21 protein-coding genes are annotated in these 19859 nt (G+C 40.6%); 8 read left to right on the plus strand and 13 right to left on the minus strand.

Going from position 1 to position 19859, the window contains the following annotated elements:
* Window positions 1-10: 10 nt before the first annotated feature.
* Window positions 11-631: an endonuclease III domain-containing protein gene (locus ASE55_RS00535; RefSeq protein WP_056214034.1), complete on the plus strand. Its 621-nt coding sequence runs from the start codon at window positions 11-13 to the stop codon at window positions 629-631.
* Window positions 632-722: 91 nt separating this feature from the next.
* Here the strand turns inward: ASE55_RS00535 and ASE55_RS00540 are convergent, their stop codons facing one another.
* The 3 genes from ASE55_RS00540 to ASE55_RS00550 form a co-directional block, all read right to left on the minus strand.
* Window positions 723-1172 (minus strand): DinB family protein, encoded by a 450-nt coding sequence (locus ASE55_RS00540; protein WP_056214037.1) that lies wholly within the window; start codon window positions 1170-1172, stop codon window positions 723-725.
* Window positions 1169-1660: a hypothetical protein gene (locus ASE55_RS00545; protein WP_056214040.1), complete on the minus strand. Its 492-nt coding sequence runs from the start codon at window positions 1658-1660 to the stop codon at window positions 1169-1171. The genes ASE55_RS00540 and ASE55_RS00545 overlap by 4 nt, the downstream gene beginning before the upstream one ends.
* Before the next feature lie 162 nt (window positions 1661-1822).
* Complete coding sequence (locus ASE55_RS00550) at window positions 1823-3619, minus strand: DUF885 domain-containing protein (RefSeq protein WP_056214042.1); 1797 nt, start codon at window positions 3617-3619, stop codon at window positions 1823-1825.
* 443 nt (window positions 3620-4062) lie between these two features.
* On the opposite strand from ASE55_RS00550, the gene ASE55_RS00555 reads away from it, so the two are divergent.
* From ASE55_RS00555 to ASE55_RS00570, 4 genes are all read left to right on the plus strand, one after another.
* Entirely contained in the window at window positions 4063-4524 is a 462-nt protein-coding gene (locus ASE55_RS00555) for a hypothetical protein (RefSeq protein ID WP_056214045.1), read from the plus strand.
* Window positions 4525-4697: 173 nt separating this feature from the next.
* On the plus strand, window positions 4698-5405 hold the full coding sequence (locus ASE55_RS00560) for a MotA/TolQ/ExbB proton channel family protein (RefSeq protein WP_056214048.1): 708 nt from the start codon (window positions 4698-4700) through the stop codon (window positions 5403-5405).
* Window positions 5406-5412: 7 nt separating this feature from the next.
* A complete protein-coding gene (locus tag ASE55_RS00565) occupies window positions 5413-5811 on the plus strand; it encodes an ExbD/TolR family protein (RefSeq protein ID WP_056214051.1) in 399 nt (132 codons plus the stop codon).
* Window positions 5812-5848: 37 nt separating this feature from the next.
* Window positions 5849-6730, plus strand: a complete 882-nt coding sequence (locus ASE55_RS00570; RefSeq protein ID WP_056214054.1) for a hypothetical protein — start codon at window positions 5849-5851, stop codon at window positions 6728-6730.
* 18 nt (window positions 6731-6748) lie between these two features.
* Here the strand turns inward: ASE55_RS00570 and ASE55_RS00575 are convergent, their stop codons facing one another.
* The 10 genes from ASE55_RS00575 to ASE55_RS00620 form a co-directional block, all read right to left on the minus strand.
* Window positions 6749-7144 carry a hypothetical protein gene (locus ASE55_RS00575; protein WP_056214057.1) on the minus strand — a complete coding sequence of 132 codons (396 nt, stop codon included), beginning with the start codon at window positions 7142-7144 and terminating at the stop codon, window positions 6749-6751.
* 16 nt (window positions 7145-7160) lie between these two features.
* Window positions 7161-7901 carry an ATP-grasp domain-containing protein gene (locus tag ASE55_RS00580; RefSeq protein WP_202967098.1) on the minus strand — a complete coding sequence of 247 codons (741 nt, stop codon included), beginning with the start codon at window positions 7899-7901 and terminating at the stop codon, window positions 7161-7163.
* Window positions 7902-7915: 14 nt separating this feature from the next.
* The gene (locus ASE55_RS00585; RefSeq protein WP_056214058.1) at window positions 7916-9319 is read right to left on the minus strand and encodes a nucleoside recognition domain-containing protein; all 1404 of its coding nucleotides are present in this window, start codon (window positions 9317-9319) and stop codon (window positions 7916-7918) included.
* A gap of 370 nt (window positions 9320-9689) precedes the next feature.
* Window positions 9690-10202 carry a DUF6973 domain-containing protein gene (locus tag ASE55_RS00590; protein WP_056214061.1) on the minus strand — a complete coding sequence of 171 codons (513 nt, stop codon included), beginning with the start codon at window positions 10200-10202 and terminating at the stop codon, window positions 9690-9692.
* A 54-nt stretch (window positions 10203-10256) separates the two neighbouring features.
* Window positions 10257-11111, minus strand: a complete 855-nt coding sequence (accD, locus tag ASE55_RS00595; RefSeq protein WP_056214063.1) for an acetyl-CoA carboxylase, carboxyltransferase subunit beta — start codon at window positions 11109-11111, stop codon at window positions 10257-10259.
* A 96-nt stretch (window positions 11112-11207) separates the two neighbouring features.
* Window positions 11208-12278 carry a class II fructose-bisphosphate aldolase gene (fbaA, locus tag ASE55_RS00600; protein WP_056214065.1) on the minus strand — a complete coding sequence of 357 codons (1071 nt, stop codon included), beginning with the start codon at window positions 12276-12278 and terminating at the stop codon, window positions 11208-11210.
* 69 nt (window positions 12279-12347) lie between these two features.
* On the minus strand, window positions 12348-13214 hold the full coding sequence (locus tag ASE55_RS00605; protein WP_056214067.1) for an NAD kinase: 867 nt from the start codon (window positions 13212-13214) through the stop codon (window positions 12348-12350).
* Between the two features lie 6 nt (window positions 13215-13220).
* On the minus strand, window positions 13221-13871 hold the full coding sequence (locus tag ASE55_RS00610) for a CBS domain-containing protein (protein ID WP_056214070.1): 651 nt from the start codon (window positions 13869-13871) through the stop codon (window positions 13221-13223).
* A 185-nt stretch (window positions 13872-14056) separates the two neighbouring features.
* On the minus strand, window positions 14057-14587 hold the full coding sequence (locus tag ASE55_RS00615) for an RNA methyltransferase (RefSeq protein ID WP_056214074.1): 531 nt from the start codon (window positions 14585-14587) through the stop codon (window positions 14057-14059).
* A gap of 58 nt (window positions 14588-14645) precedes the next feature.
* The gene (locus ASE55_RS00620) at window positions 14646-15527 is read right to left on the minus strand and encodes a bestrophin family protein (protein WP_056214076.1); all 882 of its coding nucleotides are present in this window, start codon (window positions 15525-15527) and stop codon (window positions 14646-14648) included.
* Window positions 15528-15740: 213 nt separating this feature from the next.
* On the opposite strand from ASE55_RS00620, the gene ASE55_RS00625 reads away from it, so the two are divergent.
* The 3 genes from ASE55_RS00625 to mutS all read left to right on the plus strand — a co-directional run bounded on the left by ASE55_RS00625 (window position 15741) and on the right by mutS (window position 19854).
* On the plus strand, window positions 15741-16625 hold the full coding sequence (locus tag ASE55_RS00625) for a cupin-like domain-containing protein (RefSeq protein WP_056214079.1): 885 nt from the start codon (window positions 15741-15743) through the stop codon (window positions 16623-16625).
* Window positions 16626-16657: 32 nt separating this feature from the next.
* Window positions 16658-17146, plus strand: a complete 489-nt coding sequence (locus ASE55_RS00630; protein ID WP_056214082.1) for a hypothetical protein — start codon at window positions 16658-16660, stop codon at window positions 17144-17146.
* 119 nt (window positions 17147-17265) lie between these two features.
* On the plus strand, window positions 17266-19854 hold the full coding sequence (mutS, locus tag ASE55_RS00635; RefSeq protein WP_056214085.1) for a DNA mismatch repair protein MutS: 2589 nt from the start codon (window positions 17266-17268) through the stop codon (window positions 19852-19854).
* Window positions 19855-19859 lie beyond the last annotated feature (5 nt).

The following is a 19859-nucleotide window of genomic DNA, read 5'->3' on the forward strand; positions in this document are numbered from 1 at the left end:
TAACGGTTATATGACAAAAAAGCAAAGAGCTGCGCTTGTTCAGCAGGAATTAGAGAAACTGTATCCGGAAGTTCTTATTCCGCTGGACCATACCAATCCTTTTACTTTAATGGTGGCGGTGGCACTTTCTGCCCAGACCACAGATAAAAAAGTAAACCAGGTAACGCCGGGTCTTTTTAAAGTAGCCGGAACACCTGAAGAGATGGCTGAACTGGAAGTGGAGGAAATCAGGGAGCTGATTAAAGAAATCGGGTTATCCAATACCAAAGCCAGAAACCTGAAAAGAATGGCTGAACTTTTACTGGAAAGACACAATGGAGTAGTCCCGCAGACTTATGAAGAGCTGGAAGCGCTGCCCGGCGTCGGACATAAAACAGCTTCCGTGGTGATGAGCCAGGGCTTTGGATTTCCTGCTTTTCCCGTTGATACACACATTCACAGACTGATGACCCTGTGGAAACTGACATCCGGGAAAAATGTGATAGAAACAGAGAAAGATGCAAAGTCCATCTGGCCCGAAAGCGTATGGAACAAGCTCCACCTGCAGATCATTTATTACGGAAGGGAATATTCTCCGGCAAGAGGAAGAGGTGAAAAAGATTTTATTACGAAAATGCTGTTTGAAAAATAAAGTTCAGCTAACAGGCATGAAATTTTTCTCTTTTATTGAGGTTGCTAAAATTTAAAGAATTATAGGGTGATTAAGGAGTAGAACTTAAAAATTAATCCACATCCAGCAATCTTCTGTTGTAATTGATTTGTCCCAAATGGTAATTCAGATGTCCGAACAGGTGGATAAGAAAATATTCGGTTGTCATTGCATACCCTAACGGTTCGTCAGGATAGTCTTTTTTAAGATCTTCTTCCGTTAACTTATCAAGTGAGAAATGGATCATGTCAATCGTTTTTTCTATTTTTTCAAGAAGTTCTGGCCTTGGTATATTTTTTAAGGAAAATTCTAGATCCCGCTGTCTTACATATCCTGAGTTTCCAAGCTGGGCTCCGATATAAGTGTTGAGGTTCCCCACCAAATGAAGGCACAGGTTCCCCGCAGAATTTGAAATGTCTTTATCTGTTTTCCAGAGCATCTCTTCGTTTTGATAGGCTTCGATTTCTGTTCTTAATTTATTTAAATCCCTTATGTACAGGGATTTCAGGCTTTCTGTGATCATTTTATTACTGTTTTAAAATATCCTCTAAAATCTTTTGTAAAAGAATCGACTTTAGTTTTGTAATTTATAAAGCCGTAAATACTGTCATTCTTTTGAAATTTAGCTTTGTTTAAGGTTAATTTCTGATGAAAAGGGTTCGTTTTAATAAACTTAATTTCAGCATGCAATGTTTTGGGATCAACATCTTTTATCAGAAAATGATTGTCAAAAACACTGATCAGAACTCCGTTTCCAAAATAGCTGTTGTTGTTATTTATCCATATCTGTAGTGTATCCATTTTCATTACAGCATTACATTTATAATTATCCATAAGATCAATACCGACATTCTGAATTACATAAGCAGTTCTTGTTTTACTTGACCGTTTTTCTTTGGGAAACAATCTTAACTCGGGAAATTTTGATAAAAGCCTGATGGTGTCGTTTTGCGACAGGCTTTTATCTATAGAAAATCTCTCAGAATTTGCTTCTGTTTCTTTCTTTTCCATGCAGGCCAATATTATCCACGCAAAAAATAACATTACATAAAAAGCTTTCATCTTAGTTCAATGTAAAACATAAATCTAAACAGGAAGCCACAAATTAATTTGTGACTTCTATATTTCAATGAGGAATTTGTCTGATAAACATATTTTTGTATTCCAAATGGCTTATTTCTGCTTCTTCGCCCAAAGCTCCATTTTCCTGTTCAGCACATCCAACGGAAGGCAGCCCTGGCTCAGCACTTCGTCATGGAACTTAGCCAGACTGAACTTTTTCCCCAGTTCCTTCTGGTATTTTTCCCGTAGCTCACGGATTCTGAGGGAACCGATTTTGTAGCCTAAAGCCTGTCCCGGCATCGCCATATAGCGTTCCACTTCCGCGGTTGCACCGGCTTCATCATAAGAAATATTGCTCAGGAAATATTTAATGGCTTCCTCTCTTTTCATGGTTCCGGTGTGCAGGCCGGTATCCACCACCAATCGTACCGCTCTCAGCATCTGGTCGCTCAGATAACCCATTTTCTGATAAGGATCGGTGTATAAGCCGAATTCAGGGCCTAATGTTTCGCAATAATGTGCCCAGCCCTCCCCGTAAGCACCGAACCATCCGAATCTCATGAATTTCGGAAGTTTTGTATTTTCCTGCTGAAGGGAAACCTGGTAGTGATGCCCAGGAATGGCTTCATGTAAGAACAGGGATTCCATTCCTGATGTGACGTTGAATTTCGCAGGATCGGGAAGCGGGACATAAAAAATACCCGGTCTTTTCCCGTCAGGGGTTCCCTGGATATATTCTGCGCTGGCACTGGCCTCCCTGAATTTTTCAGTCTGGCGTATCTCAAATTTTGTTTTCGGAGTGACGGAGAACATAGTTTTCAGCTTTGGGGTAATTTTCGCCAGGATTCCGTTGAATGCGCCCATCACCTCTTCTGAGGAGGTGTAAGGCATCGCTTTCGGATCCGTTTTTACAAAGCTGATAAATTCTTCCAGCGTTCCGGTAAAGCCGACCTGCTGTTTTACTTTTTCCATTTCTGCGCGTAGCATGGCAACCTGCTGCTGTCCGGTTTTATTGATGGCTTGGGGAGACTGGTTGGTGGTTGTCCAGCTTTTTACATAAAACTGATAGATTTCTTTTCCGTTCGGCAGACTGTTATAACCGTCTGTATCCCGAGCCTTCGGCAGGTATTCTTTTTCCAGGAAATCACCCATTTGGGTGTAGGCCGGAATGATTTTTTTGGTAATCACCTCTTTATAAGATGCCGAAAGCCTTTCTTTCTGCTCTTTGGTAAAATCTTTCGGGAAGTTGTTAATCGGTCCGTAGAAAATATTTTTATCAGGATCGGCAGATGTAATTTCTTCCGCCCTCATCTGCGGGATCATTTTAACCACCAGTTTCTTTGGGAGAACCACTTTGCTGTTTATTCCTTCACGGAAATTATCAGTTGCCGCATTCATCCATTCCGGGAATTTTTCCATTCTCTTCAGCCAGTCGCTGTAATCTTTTTCTGTTTTGAACGGCTGGCTTCCCTCGCCGCTTCCATACAGCGGAAAAGTAAGCGGGAGACCGCCAAACTGCGTAAACGGAATGTATTCCGGATGATAGGCATAGGCTTCAATTTTATCTTTTAAGGTGTAGTCCAAAACATCGTAAACCACTTTTTTTTCATCCGAAAGGCTTTTATAATCAACATTCTCAAGCTGTTTCTGTACGGAATGGTAAAAGGCCACCTCCCCGGAAATAAAATCTTTGTCGATGGTAATCGGAAGCTGGTCATTGTATCTTAAATCGCCCTGTGAAGTTGCTTCCAGCGGATAGAGCTTCAGATACTGCTCATAATAATTGGCTGCTATGGAATCCAGGTTGGAAGGGGTTACTTTCGTTAAAGGGGAATCTGATTTTTTGCAGGAAATAAGGCTTGCTATTAAACTTAGGCCCAGAATACTTTTCGATACAATGTTTTTCATTTTTCAGAATATTTGTGAGGCAAATGTAAATATTAAAACGATAAAAAGGCAAAGATTATTTTTTAGCCATAATTTTCTCAGCGCTGCAAAGAATTCCGGATTTAAAGTGATGAAATTTTTTTGATGCTATGGATTTGAAGTGAATGTTCCGGGTTTAATTTATATACGGTCTACCTTTTAGCCCGGATAGAAACGGTTACCCCACAGCAGGAGAGGCAAGCGGCTGCGCGAGGAGTAAGAGTGGATAGCGGGAAACAGCTTCTGAAAAAAATCAAAAGATCCCGGTTTTAATCTTTAAAATATACTTTTCCTAACCCGGTTACTGTAAATTATCACTCATTTTTTAAAAATAATTTTCAAAAAATTTTTCACATTCAATCTATTGTTTATCTTTGTTGAAAACGTTTAACAATCATAGTATTACAGCTCTTTTTTAAGAAATAATGAAAGGGATTTTAAAAATTTACCATCCGGACGAAACGCTAAAGTACAATATCAGAAACACTTATTGTAAAGCGGTTTACAGCAACCAGCAGCATTTATTAGAGGTTGAAATAATTACGGATGACGGCTTGGATCATGTAGATGATGATTCTCTGCAGTACAACTTTCCGCAACTTTCACTTGAAGTTTTTGATTTTCCCCTGGAGTCAGGCGAAATAGAAGGGAAAACCATCAGGATCAATGATTCTGACGAAGATACTTTTACAGAAGTGGATTTGTTTGATGATGAAGATGCTTTTATTTATGATAATGAGCTGCAGTTTGAAAAAAACGAAGAGGATGTGCTCCAGGTGATCTGGAAAGGGACTATTGATGATTTCTATACCGGATCAGGAATCCCGATTCCTTTCAGGCTGAAATGTGAATTCAAGCAGGATGATATTGTGGTAGACGAGGATTAGAAAATCTTTCTCCAACTAATTTATATAAGTAATTTCTTTTCAAAAACGGTTTGAAAAGAAATTTGCTGTTTGGGAAATAAGAGATTTTAAGTGGTTTTTAAGCAATTTTTAAGAGAACATTTCATAATATTCCATTACATTTGTCGTTACAACTTTTATAAAAATACATATTAATGCTGTTAACGGAACTTACTCAGATTTTATTCGCACAGGTTACCACATCTGCAGTGGCAGAGGCTCCCAAGAACGTATTTTCATTTTGGGAAATTATGTTTCACGGAGGAATATTCGCAAAAATAGTAATGGTTACGGTATTGTTACTGGGGATATTCTCTGTCTATCTTTTCTTTGAGCGGTTTTTCTTTATCAAAAGGGTCACCTCAAAAACCGATGCCGATTTCATGAATAACATTGAAGATTTTATCAAGGAAGGGAAGATTGAATCTGCAGCAGATTATTGCAAAAGGCAGAATTCGCCGGAAGGAAGAATCCTGGAGAAAGGAATTTCAAGACTGGGGCGCCCGGTTTCTGATATTGTCAGCGCCATGGAATCCCAGGCGCAGATTGAGGTAGCCAATATGGAAAAAAACCTGAACCTTCTGGCCGTAGTACCCAGTATTGCTCCGATGCTCGGGCTTTTGGGAACGGTAATCGGGATGATTATTGCATTCTTTGATTTATCCAATATGGAAGGGGCTTTTTCCCCGAAAACACTTTCTGAAGGTATTTACACGGCGCTAGGGCAGACGGCAGTCGGTCTTGCAGTAGCCATTCCGGCCAACTTTTTTTACAATATTCTTTTGACGAGGATTGATAAATTTGTACTGAAAGCGCAGAATATGTCCGGTGAGTTCTTAGATTTAATCAACAAACCTTTATAATATTTCAATGAAGATTCAGAGAAAAAATAAAGCCCGTCCGGAATTCAGTTTAGCCGCGATGACAGACGTTATCCTGCTGATGCTGATCTTCTTTATGATCACTTCCTCTGCCGCCAACCAGAGCGCGATTGATGTGAAGCTGCCGAAGACAGGGGCCGTTGATGACAATATCCCGAATCCGCTTACCGTAAGCATTAAGCCGGACGGATCTTATTTTGTGGATGACAGCCCTGTGAACAAAGGAGACCTGGAGCAGATGGTTGTGAATAAACTTGCCGGGCAGAGCAATAAATCCTTTACCATAAGAGCAGATGAAAATACCATGCATAAAGACGTGGTTTTTGCGATGGAAATTGCTGAAAAACATAAATTTAACATTGCCATTGCAACCGTTAAAGATAAATAGCCAATCAATCCGGAAGATCCGGTAAGATCATGTAAAGATGAGAAGCGATATTATAGATAAAAATGAACAGAACAGAGACCGGATAAAAAGCGCGCTGCTTTCTGTCCTGATATGGTCTGCCATCCTGCTGTTTGTTTTTTTATATAAATTAAAACCGAAACTTCAGGAACCACAGCAGGAAGTAATCACAACCATGCTGGTGAACTTTGGAGACAACAGGAACGGGAACGGAGTGGAAGAGCCTGCCGACCAGCCGGGAAGCCTGGCAGCACCGTCAGAAATTACTACTGACCCTTTAGAAGCAGCTGTTCCTGAAACAAAAACGGTGATTGAACCCCAGCCTCAGCCTGAAACTAAAAAATCCGAGGCGAAAGAGAAAATCATCACTGGAAATAATGCTAAGGTTATGGTTCCTAAAAAAGAAGAATCCAAAGAGAATAAAAAATCAACAGCCAGCACAAGTGCTTCCAAAACAGCAAAAAAATCCGGTGCGGCAACGGCCAATTCAAAAATCGGCAGCGGTGACGGAAAAGGGACTGCGGCAATCGGCAACCTGATCAGGGGTAGAGGCTCCAAAGCCGGAAGCCAGGGTGACGGAGACGGAATCGGGAATGCCGGAGATCCGTTAGGCGGTGACGGGAATGGCGACAGCAAAGTAGGAATCGACCGTAAGCTGGTAGGGTTTATTCCCGGAACAATGGGCCGAGGCGGCTCTCAGCCTCCAAACAGCTGTACGGCAAGCGGAACTATTACGGTAGCTTATACGGTAGATAAAGCAGGAAATGTGGTTTCCGCAAGAAGATCAGGTGGAACAGCCGATCCCTGTATCACATCAAACGCCGTATCGTGGGTGAAAAAATATGTGAAAGCAGAAAGATCCAGCGTTTCTTCTACCGGAACATATAAAATTACCTTCTAAAAATTTAAAAGCACTTTACTATGATTCAAGTGCTTTTTTTATTTCATTGATCCTGTTGATCACCGGGAGCGCAAAAATTCCGCTGGTCTGCAGGTACAGTTCATAGCATGTTTTTGATTTGTCTAACCAGTCTTTGTTATTGTTCTGCCTGCCGGTAAAATAGAAAAGGTTTCCCAGCATTTCATAATAATCCTTATGGTCCCTTTCCTGTCTTTCATTAACAATTGCAATCAGTTCTTCTTTTGATTTTGAAGAAATTTCCGTGAAATCCATTTTAAAAATATCCTTCATTAAGGAATCGAAATCCAGTTCTTTCTGCATCAGGCTTTCTTCAGGCTTATCAAGGATCAGTTTTTCCAGGGCCTGGGTCAGCTGGCGGATCAGGCGTAACGTAAATTCTTTATCAGTAATCATATCTATTTATGTTGAATTAAAAGTTCAGGTAATCTTCTGTACGGGTTAGTTCGCTCCATCTTGCGGAAAGGAATTTTGCGTAATGAGCCTGCGAGATTCCGTAAGTCCCCAATGAATGCCCGTCATTCACTTCTACCAAAACGGTTTCATCATTTCCGGTAACACCGAAATCCAAAGCATACGAATTGGGCTGAGAGGTAAACCGCTCAATGGCACCTTCTACCGTTTTTACGTCCAATTTCGTGCCCCAACCGCCTTTGTATCTTCTTATATCCAGAATTTCTTTATACCGGATAAAACAACGCCATTCCGTTTTAAAATCGATACGTTCGGAGCACCAGATTTCTGTATCTTTTTCCTGATCAATCAATCCCAGGAAATCCATTTCATGGCTGATGACCTTTCCGGCAAACAGTTTGGTCTCGGTTTTAGGTTTAATGAAGATGTCCCGGCTGCTTTTATCCTTAAATATTGTATTGATTGTGGATTCCCAGACCTTTCTTTTTAAAAACGGCTTTAGCTCTTCAGGATAATCTATCTCTTTATCAGGGCGGTTTATATTCAGGTTTTTAAGCCTTTTTCTTACATTTCCAATGCCACCGACGACAATATGTTCAGGGTTACAGTCTGAAATCTCATCGGCATCCGTAAATTTTTCAGTTTCAAAGCCAAAATTCCTGAAACCTTCATACGCTATAAATGCATTGACGTTATAGAATTCCCCGCTTTTATCAGTCTGGATATAGGCTTTCATCATATCATCATTGATAATTATGCAAAAAACAAATAAGCCAAAGCAATCGCCGTAATAACGCCTACCAAATCCGCCAGAAGCATGGCAACCACGGTATATCTTGTATTCTTTACGGCTACAGCACCAAAATACACGGCGATCACATAAAAGGTCGTATCTGAGCTTCCCTGAAGGACGGCAGCCAGTTTACCCTGGAAACTGTCGGCTCCGAAAGTAGACATCGTATCCACCATCATTCCCCGTGCTCCGGAACCGGATAACGGTTTGATTAAGGCGGTCGGAAGCCCGTCCACAAATCTTGCATCCAGGTTTGCCGTATAAGCTACCCATTTCATGCCATCGATAAGTACATCAAAAACTCCGGAAGTCCTTAACAGCGAAATGGCAATTAACATCCCGACCAGATAAGGAATAATCTTCACACAGGTCCAGAACCCTTCTTTTGCCCCTTCAATAAAAGCATCAAAAACATTGATTTTCTTATAAACCGCACCCAGGACAATCGCCAGAAAGATAAAGAGAATCAATCCGTTGCTCAGTACTTTGCTGAAAGTATCCAGTTCATCCTTATTTAATTGTACCAGATATAAAACCAGAAGTGCAATCATTGCGGAGATTCCGCCCACATAGGCAATAACAATCGGTTTTAATAAATTGATTTTCTGATATAGTGACACGATGATCATGGCGGCTAAAGTCGCGGCAAATGTCGCAATCATGCAGGGAAGAAAAATATCGGTCGGTGTTTTTGAACCCATGGAGGCGCGGATGGCGATAATCGAAACGGGAATCAGGGTCATTCCTCCGGCATGAAGGCAGAGAAACATAATCTGGGAATTGCTCGCGGTATCTTTATTGGGGTTCAGAGACTGCAGGCTTTCCATCGCTTTCAATCCGAATGGTGTGGCTGCATTGTCCAGTCCCAGGAGATTGGCACTGAAATTCATCAGCATATGCCCGAAAGCTGGATGGTTTTTGGGAATATCAGGAAATAACCGGGAGAAAAAGGGCTGGATCAGCCTGCTTAAAAGATTGATGCCGCCTGCTTTTTCAGCAATACTCATAAATCCCATGAACAGCGTCATAATGCCAATGAGGCCGATGCAGATCTTTACTGCCGTTTCGGAAGTCCCGATAACGCCGTCTGCTTCCTGTACCCGGTACACTTTCACGTCCTGTTTCAGGGAATCGGTCTTATAATGGATCCGGCTGTCTGCAAAATCTGGCTTCTTCATCAGGCTGTCCCGCACTACAGGGGACAGTGCCCTTATATTCTGTGTGGAAATCTGTACGGTATCGCCGCCTTTTCCTACCACCATATCATTGAAAATAGTTTGGTAATGGCTTGATGAAATGTACTTTATACCGGCAATGGCAATGGCAATAATGATAAATGCCGACCAGATTCTGCTGAGGACCATAGATTAAATTAGATGGGTTAAACTTATCAAAAAAACTTCAGATTACAAAGCAGGCAGGTGTATTTAAGGATTTCCGGATGATCAGGTATGTACAATGTTCAGCATCAGGCTTTACAGGAATGTATTTACTGGGAGCTTGTTCCGGCTATCCACTTTTACTCCTCGCGCAGCAGCTGTTCCCGCGCCTGCTGTGGGGTAACCGTTTCTATCCGGGCTAGGGGTGTGGCAGGAGATCTCAGGTTTTTGTTTACAGAAAAGGGCAGGTTGTGGTTGCTTCTGTATGTTAGGAGACTGTAACTAATTTAATTACAGCTGTTTAACAGGTTTTTGTTTAAAATTTTTGATAATGTACGGTGACAATTAAGAAATATTATTTCTCATCCAGATACACCAGAAACCCTTCAAAATCATCATCTGTACTCTTCAGTACTTTGGCATCTTTCATTTTTTTCTCCAGCCCGTTTATGAAAAAGCTCTTTTCAAAAAACTGGCGGTGGACGCCTTCCAGCATTTCCATGAAATAATCCATCCCGATTTTATTGTTGTGAAGATCCATTTTGGTTTCTAACGGTTTGTTGGGGAAGAGTTCTTCATGCAGATCCGTGATTCTTCTGCAGAAATCCAGGGCTTTTTCAGGGGAAGAAACCTTGCTGCAGTACATCAGGATAAAACAGCACCACAGGGCGTGCCTGAAGGAGTTTCCGATGCCGTTGGTAGAGGCAGTATCCGGGAATTTCTTCTGGGCAATGCTGTACGCTTTAAGGGTAGCGTAAAAACTCAACAAAGCAAAAACAGGATGGGGGAGAACAAGCGATAAAAGGCGCATGATCTTCTTAAAGCTCATGCTCCGGATGGTACTGAAAAATATTCTGAAAGTTCTCATCAATAAAAATCTCTCCCTAATCAATCAGGGAGAGAATATTTCTGTTATAATTTTTTAGGCTTTTACCGTCAGTAAATTGATTGTTTTAGCAACAGTATCCTTAATTTCCGTTCTTTTTACAATAAAATCCACAAATCCTTTTTCCTGAAGGAATTCAGAAGTCTGGAACCCTTCCGGAAGGTCTCTTCCGATGGTTTCACGGATTACCCTTGGCCCTGCAAAACCGATCAGCGCCTTAGGCTCGGCCATAATAATATCGGCGGTCATGGCAAAAGAAGCTGTAATTCCTCCGAACGTCGGGTCGCACAGATAGGCAATATATAAAAGCCCTGCTTCTGAAAGCTGTGCCAGCTTTGCCTGAACCTTGGCCAACTGCATCAGTGAATAGGTAGCTTCCTGCATTCTTGCACCTCCTGACTGACAGATAATCATGTAAGGAAGCTTCTTTTCTATACAGTAGTCGATTGCTCTTCTTATTTTTTCTCCCATAACAGAACCCAAAGAACCTCCGATGAAAGCGAAATCCATACAGGAAACCACCATTTCGGTTCCTTTTACGGTTCCTACTGCATTTCTGATGGAATCGGTAAGTTTCGTCTTCGCTCTTACTTCTTTCAGACGGTCTGCATAAGGTTTGGTATCCTTAAAATTCAGGATGTCGATACTTTCAACATTGGCATCCAGCTCAGTGAATTTACCTTCATCAAAAAGGATGTCAAAAAATTCGGCACTTCCTATTCTTACATGAAAGCCGTCTTCAGGAGAAACGTAGTTGTTTCTCTTTAATTCGTCATGCTCAACAATTTTACCCGAAGGAGTCTGATGCCAAAGACCTTTGGGAACGTCTTTTTTCTCATCAGTAGAGGTCGTAATATTTTGTGCTTTTCTTTTAAACCACTCGAATGCCATAGTGTCTGTATTAGTGTACAATGTAAAAAAAGTACAATGTATAAAGCAGGATGTAGTCTAATTACATATTACTCTGTACATTGTACTTTTACAAAATTATTTTAAAGTATTTATGTTATTTAAATCTTCAAATGCGCGAACCAGCCTTTTGGAGAATGTTTCCTCGCCTTTTCTTACCCATACCCTCGGGTCATAGAATTTTTTGTTAGGCTTCTCTTCTCCGTCCGGGTTCCCGATCTGAGCTCTTAAATAATCAATATTGTCAACCATATAATCTCTTACACCTTCCGTGTAAGCAAACTGTAGATCGGTATCAATATTCATTTTGATAACTCCGTAGTCAATCGCTTCCCTGATTTCTTCCAGTGTAGATCCTGAACCGCCGTGGAATACAAAATTCACCGGTTTTTCAGCAGTCCCGAATTTCTCCTGAACATATTTCTGGGAATTGTCAAGGATTTTCGGGGTAAGCACTACGTTTCCTGGCTTATATACTCCATGTACATTACCGAAAGCAGCTGCAATGGTAAAGTTTTCTGAGATGGCCTTCAGCTTTTCATACGTGTAGGCTACATCTTCCGGCTGGGTATACAGTTTGGAATTGTCAACATCTGAATTGTCAACACCATCTTCTTCACCGCCTGTAACACCGATTTCCACCTCCAGGGTCATCTGCATTTTAGCCATTCTTTCAAAATATCTTGCAGATGTTTCAAGGTTTTCTTCCAAAGATTCCTCAGAAAGGTCAAGCATATGGGAAGAGTACAGTGATTTTCCGGTCTGTCTGAAGAATTCTTCGCTGGCATCCATTAACCCGTCGATCCAAGGCAATAACTTCTTTGCGCAGTGGTCCGTATGAAGGATTACAGTAGCTCCGTAAGCTTCTGCCAGGGTATGGATATGTTTTGCTCCGGCTACACCTCCAAGAATGGCTGCTTTCTGTCCTTCATTGCTTAATCCTTTTCCTGCATTGTAGGCAGCACCTCCATTAGAGAACTGGATAATAACAGGCGAGTTCAGCTTTGCTGCAGTTTCCATCACTGCGTTTACGTTGCTGGAACCAATTACGTTAACTGCGGGTAATGCAAATTTGTTTTCTTTAGCATGCTGAAAAATATCGGTAACTAATTGACCTGTGGCAACTCCTGCCGGGAAAATTCTGCTCATGTTTTACTTTTTAATATAAATTATTCGGATTGTAAAATTCCTGTAAAGGTAATCATTTTTGCTTAATTGCTAATTTCTTTTGTCCCGCCCCCAAAGTAGCTTTTGGCGGATGGTTTCATAAAAACTCAGGTTATTGGGCTGCACCAGAAGGATCTGAAAGTTTGCTTTTCTGATGATAATTTCCTTGTCTGTTTCTATGTGGATCAGTCGTGAGTCCAGGGAAAGGGAGTATTGTGATACCCGGCTTTCCACTTTAAATTTAATTTCAACCCGGTCGTTTACCACCAGCGGTCTTACATTAAGATTGTGAGGGGCAATAGGGGTAATGACAAAATTTTCGTTGTTCGGGGAAATAATCGGCCCGCCGCAGCTTAATGAATAAGCAGTAGAACCTGTAGGCGTGGAAACGATAACCCCGTCTCCCCAGAATACATTCAGAAACTCATTATTGATATAAGAATCTACCGTTACCATCGAAGTGGTTTCTTTTCTGGATAAGGTAACGTCGTTCAGTGCATATGGAAAAAAGCCTTCCAGTTCAGGGGAAACCACCTGGATTACAGAGCGCCGGCTGGTTTTTACATCGCCTTTTAAAATAGAGTCCAGTTCATTAAAGGCTTCTTCTTTGGTAAAACTCGCCAGGAAACCTAATCTGCCGGTATTCACCCCTACAATAGGGATTTCAAGATCCTCTATAAATGTCAGGGAATTTACAATGGTGCCATCTCCGCCGAAGGTAAAGAACAGGCTTACTTCCTTGTCCAGAAGATCCTGTTTGCAGTTAAAGGTTTCAAAAATTTTTGAAAACTGAAGCGCTTCAGCCATCTCATCATATAAAACGGACTTTATCCCTCTGTTTTCAAGCTCGGAAATAAATTTGCTTAAATATAAAAAAGTATCAAGATCTTTTTTCTGGGAATATATGGCTGCCTTCATTGGTGTTTATATTTCTATGAATTTCTGGAAAAAACCGAACCTGTCCTGAAACAGATCAGATTTGTCATCAGAATAATATTTCTGTACAATTCTGTAATCGTAACGGTCAAATGTTTCATCAATGGAGCTCAGGTTTTCATTGCTGATCTTGATGGTCACATGAATTGCTTCATCTGACATAAAACTGATAAAAGCCCCGTAAAATTTAGAGTTATTGCTTTCAACGATGTTGGCAATCTCCGTCATCGAATATTTTCTGGCAGGTGTTTCCACTGTAAGAATCGCCCCTGATTCTGAAAACAGCGGATACTTTGAAAGATCCTGGAAAATATCTTCACAGCTGATGTACCCGAGGTATTTTTCGTTCTTGTTGATCACCGGGACCACGTTGGCATTGAATGTATGAAACAACCGGATGCTGTCCATGATATTATTGTCATCAAGAATGGCGAAGCGTTCGATCTGATGTTCAAGATCCTTCAGTGTGCCTTCTTCTTCATAAAGAAAATCTTCGGCAATGGCACCGTAAAAATGACTGGATTTTTTGATGAAAACATGAGAATATCCAAATGCATCTATCATGTCTCTTGCTGATTCTATCGAGTCAGTCAGATTAAAACACGGAAAATCTTTTGAGATATAGTCTTTGATAAACATTGTGCTAATTTATAAAAAATTAAATGAAACTTTTTCTGAAACGCGAACTTTTTTTCGTTAAAAATAAAAAAAATGATTTTAAAATTTGCCCGTGACAAAAAAATGGGTATCTTTGTCGCCTTTCATTTTTACTTTTTATTAGATTTATTTCAAACTGCACTGTCTATTAGGCATTTGCAGTTTTTTTATTGCCATACTTTGGCAAATTCCCACATTACAATTCCTCCGCAAACACTCACATTTAAAGAATGCTTGGTTCCCAATTGCGGAATTTCAATAAAAGAATCGATATGGTTCAGTGCTTCATCACTGATTCCTTCCACTTCATTTCCCAGAACCACCGCATATTTTTTAGAAGGATCAATAGAAAAATCCGTGATCATCCGGCTGTTGGTGGTCTGCTCGATACCTATAACTTCAAAACCCTCCGACTTCAGATGACGGATGGCCGTATTGATATCCGGTTCATGGCTCCAGTCTACGCTTTCCGTAGCACCCAGCGCGGCTTTGTGGATTTCACGGTGGGGCGGCTGAGGCGTAATTCCGCAGAGGATAATTTCCTGAACCAGAAAGGCATCCGCTGTCCTGAATGTCGCGCCTACATTATGCATGCTCCTGATGTTATCCAGCACCACGACCAAAGGAATCTTTTTAACAGTTTTAAAAGTTTCAACATCAATCCGGTTAAGTTCTTCCAGTTTTAGTTTATGTACCAATTGTCTGTATTTAATGTAGTTATCAATATTATTTACGATCTTTTACGGAATAAAGATTTTATTTGGGTAAGCCCATGATCTGGTGAACGCTTTTTTCAATATTCTGGGCGATCGCTTCCATGGGGATATCATTTTCATCATTGCTGAACGGGTCTTCAATTTCTTCGGCAATCATTTCAAGGCTCATCAAAACATAATACACAAAAACCGTCAGCGGAATCATGAATAGTCCGATAGAAATGACATATGCTACCGGTAGAGCTAGTACATACAGAATGATGAATTTTTTTACAAATGAAGAATAGGAATAGGGGATCGGCGTGTTTTTAATCCTCTCACAACCTCCGCAAACATCCAGGAACCCAGAAAGCTGGGTATCCAGATACAGCATTTCCATATCTGAAATTTTCCCCTGTTTTTTAAGCTGGTGCAGTTTATGGGTTAAAAGAATAATAATTTCGCTGGGCCCGTGATGTTTGATGTAGTCTTCAATTTCAGAATAATCCTCATCCAGTGCCAGTCTTGTGGATTCTTTGGAAAGATGCTGGGCCAGAAAATGCGGAAAGTATTTTAAGTACCGTGCAATCTGTTCCAGGTCCTGCCGGTCATTTTCAAGGATAGATTTGATTTTAATTGCAAAGTTCCGGGAATCATTTACCAGCTTTCCCCAGAGCTTCCTGCCTTCCCACCACCGGTCATAAGCGGTATTGGTCCTGAAAACCAACAACAGGGACAGCACAAAACCCAGTAATGAATGAATCATGCTGACATTGCTGATGGGTGATTTGGAAGAAAGATGAAGGTATTTCACTTCCAGGTATTCAATCCCCCAGGAATATAATCCAACCAGAATCATCGTCGGAAAAAGGATTTTCATCGTATCGCTTTTATGCAGGCTGAAAAGGATTTTCAGAAAATGTTTGGTATTGTAAACTCTCATAAGCGGGATTGCTGGTGCAAAGATAAAATTTTCATTTTTACCACAGCTTTACACAGGAATATATAATTATGATCTGATCATCCTTTATTAAATAGATATCCTTTGGATGAAACGGGTGTTACTGACGGAAAATGATCATCCATATTTAATTTAAAATTTTCCTGAAATTCAAAAAAAGCAGTATTTTTATTTCGCATTTAAATAGCAGACCAGATGATTCTCAAAACCGTAGATGTTGTCACAGATATCAGTAAAGAAGATTTTCAGAAAAAATATTTTAAAAAGCGGAAGCCTCTCCTGATTAAAAATTTTGCAAGCCGCTGGGAAGCATTTGATCAATGGAACTTTGATTTTATCCGGGAAAAAGCAGGAGACCAGGAAGTCCCCCTGTATGATAACAAGCCTGCCGATGCTTCGAAAAGTTCAGATGCTCCCGTTACCCGTATGAAAATGAAGGATTATATTGATGTTATTAAAACTAAGCCTTCAGACCTGCGCATTTTCTTCTACATCATTACAGACCGGCTGCCGGAATTGCTGAAAAATTTTACATATCCCGATTTGAGAATCAAATTTTTCAAAAGGCTTCCGACTTTGTTTTTCGGTGGAAGCGAAGCCCATGTGCTGATGCATTATGATGTGGATCTCGGGGATTTTATCCATATTCATTTTGAAGGAAAAAAAAGAATTCTGCTATTTGATCAAAAGCAGTCTGCATTTTTATATAAAGTGCCGTTGTCCGTTCATACCATCTATGAAGTAGACTATGAAAACCCAGATTATGAAAAATTTCCGGCGCTGAAATATGCTAAGGGTTTTGAAATTTTTATGGAACATGGAGATGCGTTGTTTATTCCGGGTGCATTCTGGCATTTTAACCGATACCTTGAAGCGGGATTTTCCATGTCACTCCGTGCCCTTCCGAATAAACCCAATGTCTTTGCAGGTATGCTGTACCATGTTTTTATTATGCGGTATACCGATAAATTAATGCGGAAAATATTTAAAGCGAAATGGGTAAATTATAAGCAGGAATGGGCATATAAAAAGAGCACTAAAGCTGTGGAGAAATTTAAGACAAAGCAAAAACGCTCATAAAAGTTTAAAATGACCTGAGATTTATAAAAATAATGGATAAGAATCTGAGTTTTCAAAAACATATTCTGATTGTTGGAAAAACAGAAATGGAAAGACGAAAAAGGCTGGCATATATCCTGGGAAACTGTGATATTGAATATGTTGTTTTCCCCAAATCAATGAGTTCATTTTCTGATTATTTGAATGTAATTCGATCTGAAAAGCTCTTTTTCCCATTTTACGAATCAAAAGGAAAATATAATTTAAATCAGATTTTAGATTTTCATATCGATTGGATTTCTGATAACAACTGTGTTTTCGTTTTTGAAGATTTTCATAAGGTTGAAGATAAATTCAGTTTGGAAATAATGAGACTTATGATTAATAATTTAGAAACCAACCGTAAATCAGCGGTTAAGATCATAATCACTTTAGAAGATGAAACAGAATTAATTAATAATCTTAATGGCATTGTAAACGAAACTAAATACAAAACCAAAACCCAGGTAGTAGAAAGTAATTTACAAATTATAGTATTATAATTTTTATTTAGATGATATTTTTGAAAGCCTGTAGAGAATTGATGGCAAAATAAAATCAGTACTTTACTCCTTCTGTTTTATTTCCTATTTTTACCATCCTAATTTTAAGATAGATTTTAATGGCAAAGGCAACGAAGAAAGAAACTCCTTTAATGACACAGTACAATACCATCAAGGCTAAGTACCCTGATGCGCTTTTACTATTTCGGGTAGGGGATTTTTACGAAACTTTCGGCCAGGATGCCGTTAAAACCTCCCAGATTTTAGGGATTGTCCTTACCAAAAGGGCGAATGGGGACGGGCATATTGAACTCGCTGGATTTCCGCACCATTCCGTGGATTCCTATCTTCCGAAACTGGTAAGAGCCGGAATGAGGGTAGCCATCTGCGATCAGCTGGAAGATCCTAAAACCGTAAAAGGAATTGTAAAAAGGGGTGTGACGGAACTGGTAACTCCCGGCGTTACATTCAATGACCAGGTTTTAAATTCAAAAAAGAATAATTTCCTGCTTTCCCTTCATAAGGAAAAAGAAAGGTTCGGGATTGCCCTGGTGGATATTTCCACAGGAGAATTCCTGGTAAGCGAAGGCAGCCTTGAAAAACTGCTTCATATCGTCAATACTTTTGATCCCAGTGAAATCATCTACCAGCGCAGTGTACAGATCCCGGAACAGTTTAAAAGTAAAAATGCCTTTAAGCTTGAAGACTGGGCTTTTCAGTACAATTTTGCCTATGAAAAACTGACGAATCATTTCAAAACCAATTCTTTAAAGGGATTCGGTGTTGAAAACCAGCCATTGGCAATCACTGCCGCAGGAGCTATTTTTGCCTATCTCGTAGAAGATACGCATCATAATTTACTGGCTCATATCACCAAAATTCAGATTATTCCGCAGGAGGATTTCCTGATGATGGATCATTTTACCTTAAGAAACCTGGAGATCGTCTGCCCAAGCAACCCGCAGGGGAAATCTTTGCTGGATATTATTGATAAGACCTCCACTCCGATGGGCGGAAGGCTGCTGAGAAGAAGGATAATTCTGCCGCTGAAATCGGTGAGTGAAATCGGGAGGCGGCTTTCTTTAATTGATTTTTTAAACGAAAATGATTCCCTCAAATATGAAATTTCCCAGTTGTTAAAGTCGATTTCCGACCTGGACCGTCTGATGGGGAAGCTGGCCGCAGAGAAAATTTCACCTAAAGAATTAGGGTATCTCCGGCAGAGCCTGATCAATATCCATAAAATTAAATCTTTGCTTCATCCGCATGCCGATGTCCTGGCGTGGCTGGATCCTCTCTATGATCAGGATGAGTTGATTAAATGTCTTCAGAACCATCTCAACGATGAACTCCCGGTGAATCTGGCGAAGGGGAATGTGATTAAGGAAGGGATTTCGGAGGAACTGGACCGGTTAAGAGGGCTTCAAAGCAAAGGACGCGGGTTTCTGGATGAAATGTGCCACAGGGAAGTTCAAAGGACGGGAATTTCAAGCCTTAAGATTGATTTTAATAATGTTTTCGGATATTATATTGAGGTCAGGAATACCCATAAAGATAAAGTTCCATCGGATTGGATCAGGAAACAGACCCTGGTGAATGCCGAGCGTTATATCACGGAAGAACTGAAGGAATATGAAAGCCAGATTCTCGGGGCCGAAGAAAAAATCGGGGTTCTGGAAAATGAGCTGTACCGGAATATCTGTAATGAAACCATGATCTATATTGACCGGATTCAGGAAAATTCAAACATCATCGCACAGCTTGATGTTGCGGTGGGTTTATCGGAGCTGGCCGTTTCCGAAAGCTATACCAAGCCGGTTTTAACGGAGACTTTTTCAATTGATTTGAAAGAAGCCCGTCACCCGATCATTGAAAATGCGCTTCCGCTGGGTGAAAAATATATTCCGAATGATATTTTCCTGGATAAAGATTCCCAGCAGATCATTATGGTCACCGGCCCGAACATGGCAGGTAAATCGGCCATTCTCCGTCAGACGGCTATTGTATGCCTCATGGCACAGATCGGAAGCTTTGTCCCGGCAAAACATGCCGAAATCGGGATTCTGGATAAAATTTTTACCCGGGTAGGGGCATCAGATAATATCTCTGCCGGTGAATCCACCTTTATGGTTGAGATGAATGAAGCCGCCAATATCCTGAATAATATTTCAGAAAGAAGCTTAATTCTGCTGGATGAAATTGGGCGCGGAACGTCTACCTACGATGGGGTTTCCATAGCCTGGGCCATTGCAGAATACCTTCATCAGCATCCTACGCAGGCAAAAACATTATTCGCCACGCATTACCATGAGCTGAATGAAATGACCGTAAACTTTGAAAGGGTAAAGAATTTCCATGTTTCTATCCAGGAGAATAAAGGCAATATTATTTTCCTGAGAAAACTGATTCCCGGAGGAAGCGAGCACAGTTTCGGGATCCATGTCGCCAAACTGGCGGGAATGCCTTCAAAAGTAGTGAACAGAGCCAATGAAATCCTGAAAACACTGGAGGCAAGCCGTACGCAGGGCACATCGTCTGAAGGCATAAAAAGGGTGACCGAAGAAAATATGCAGCTCTCTTTTTTCCAGCTCGATGATCCGGTTCTGGAAAACATCCGTGAAGAACTGACAAAAATTGATATCAATACGCTGACCCCGATTGAAGCGTTAATGAAGCTTAATTCGATAAAAAAAATGATTGGAAAATAAATCCA

It is taken from the genome of Chryseobacterium sp. Leaf201 (genome assembly GCF_001421435.1).
Lineage (GTDB): Bacteria > Bacteroidota > Bacteroidia > Flavobacteriales > Weeksellaceae > Chryseobacterium.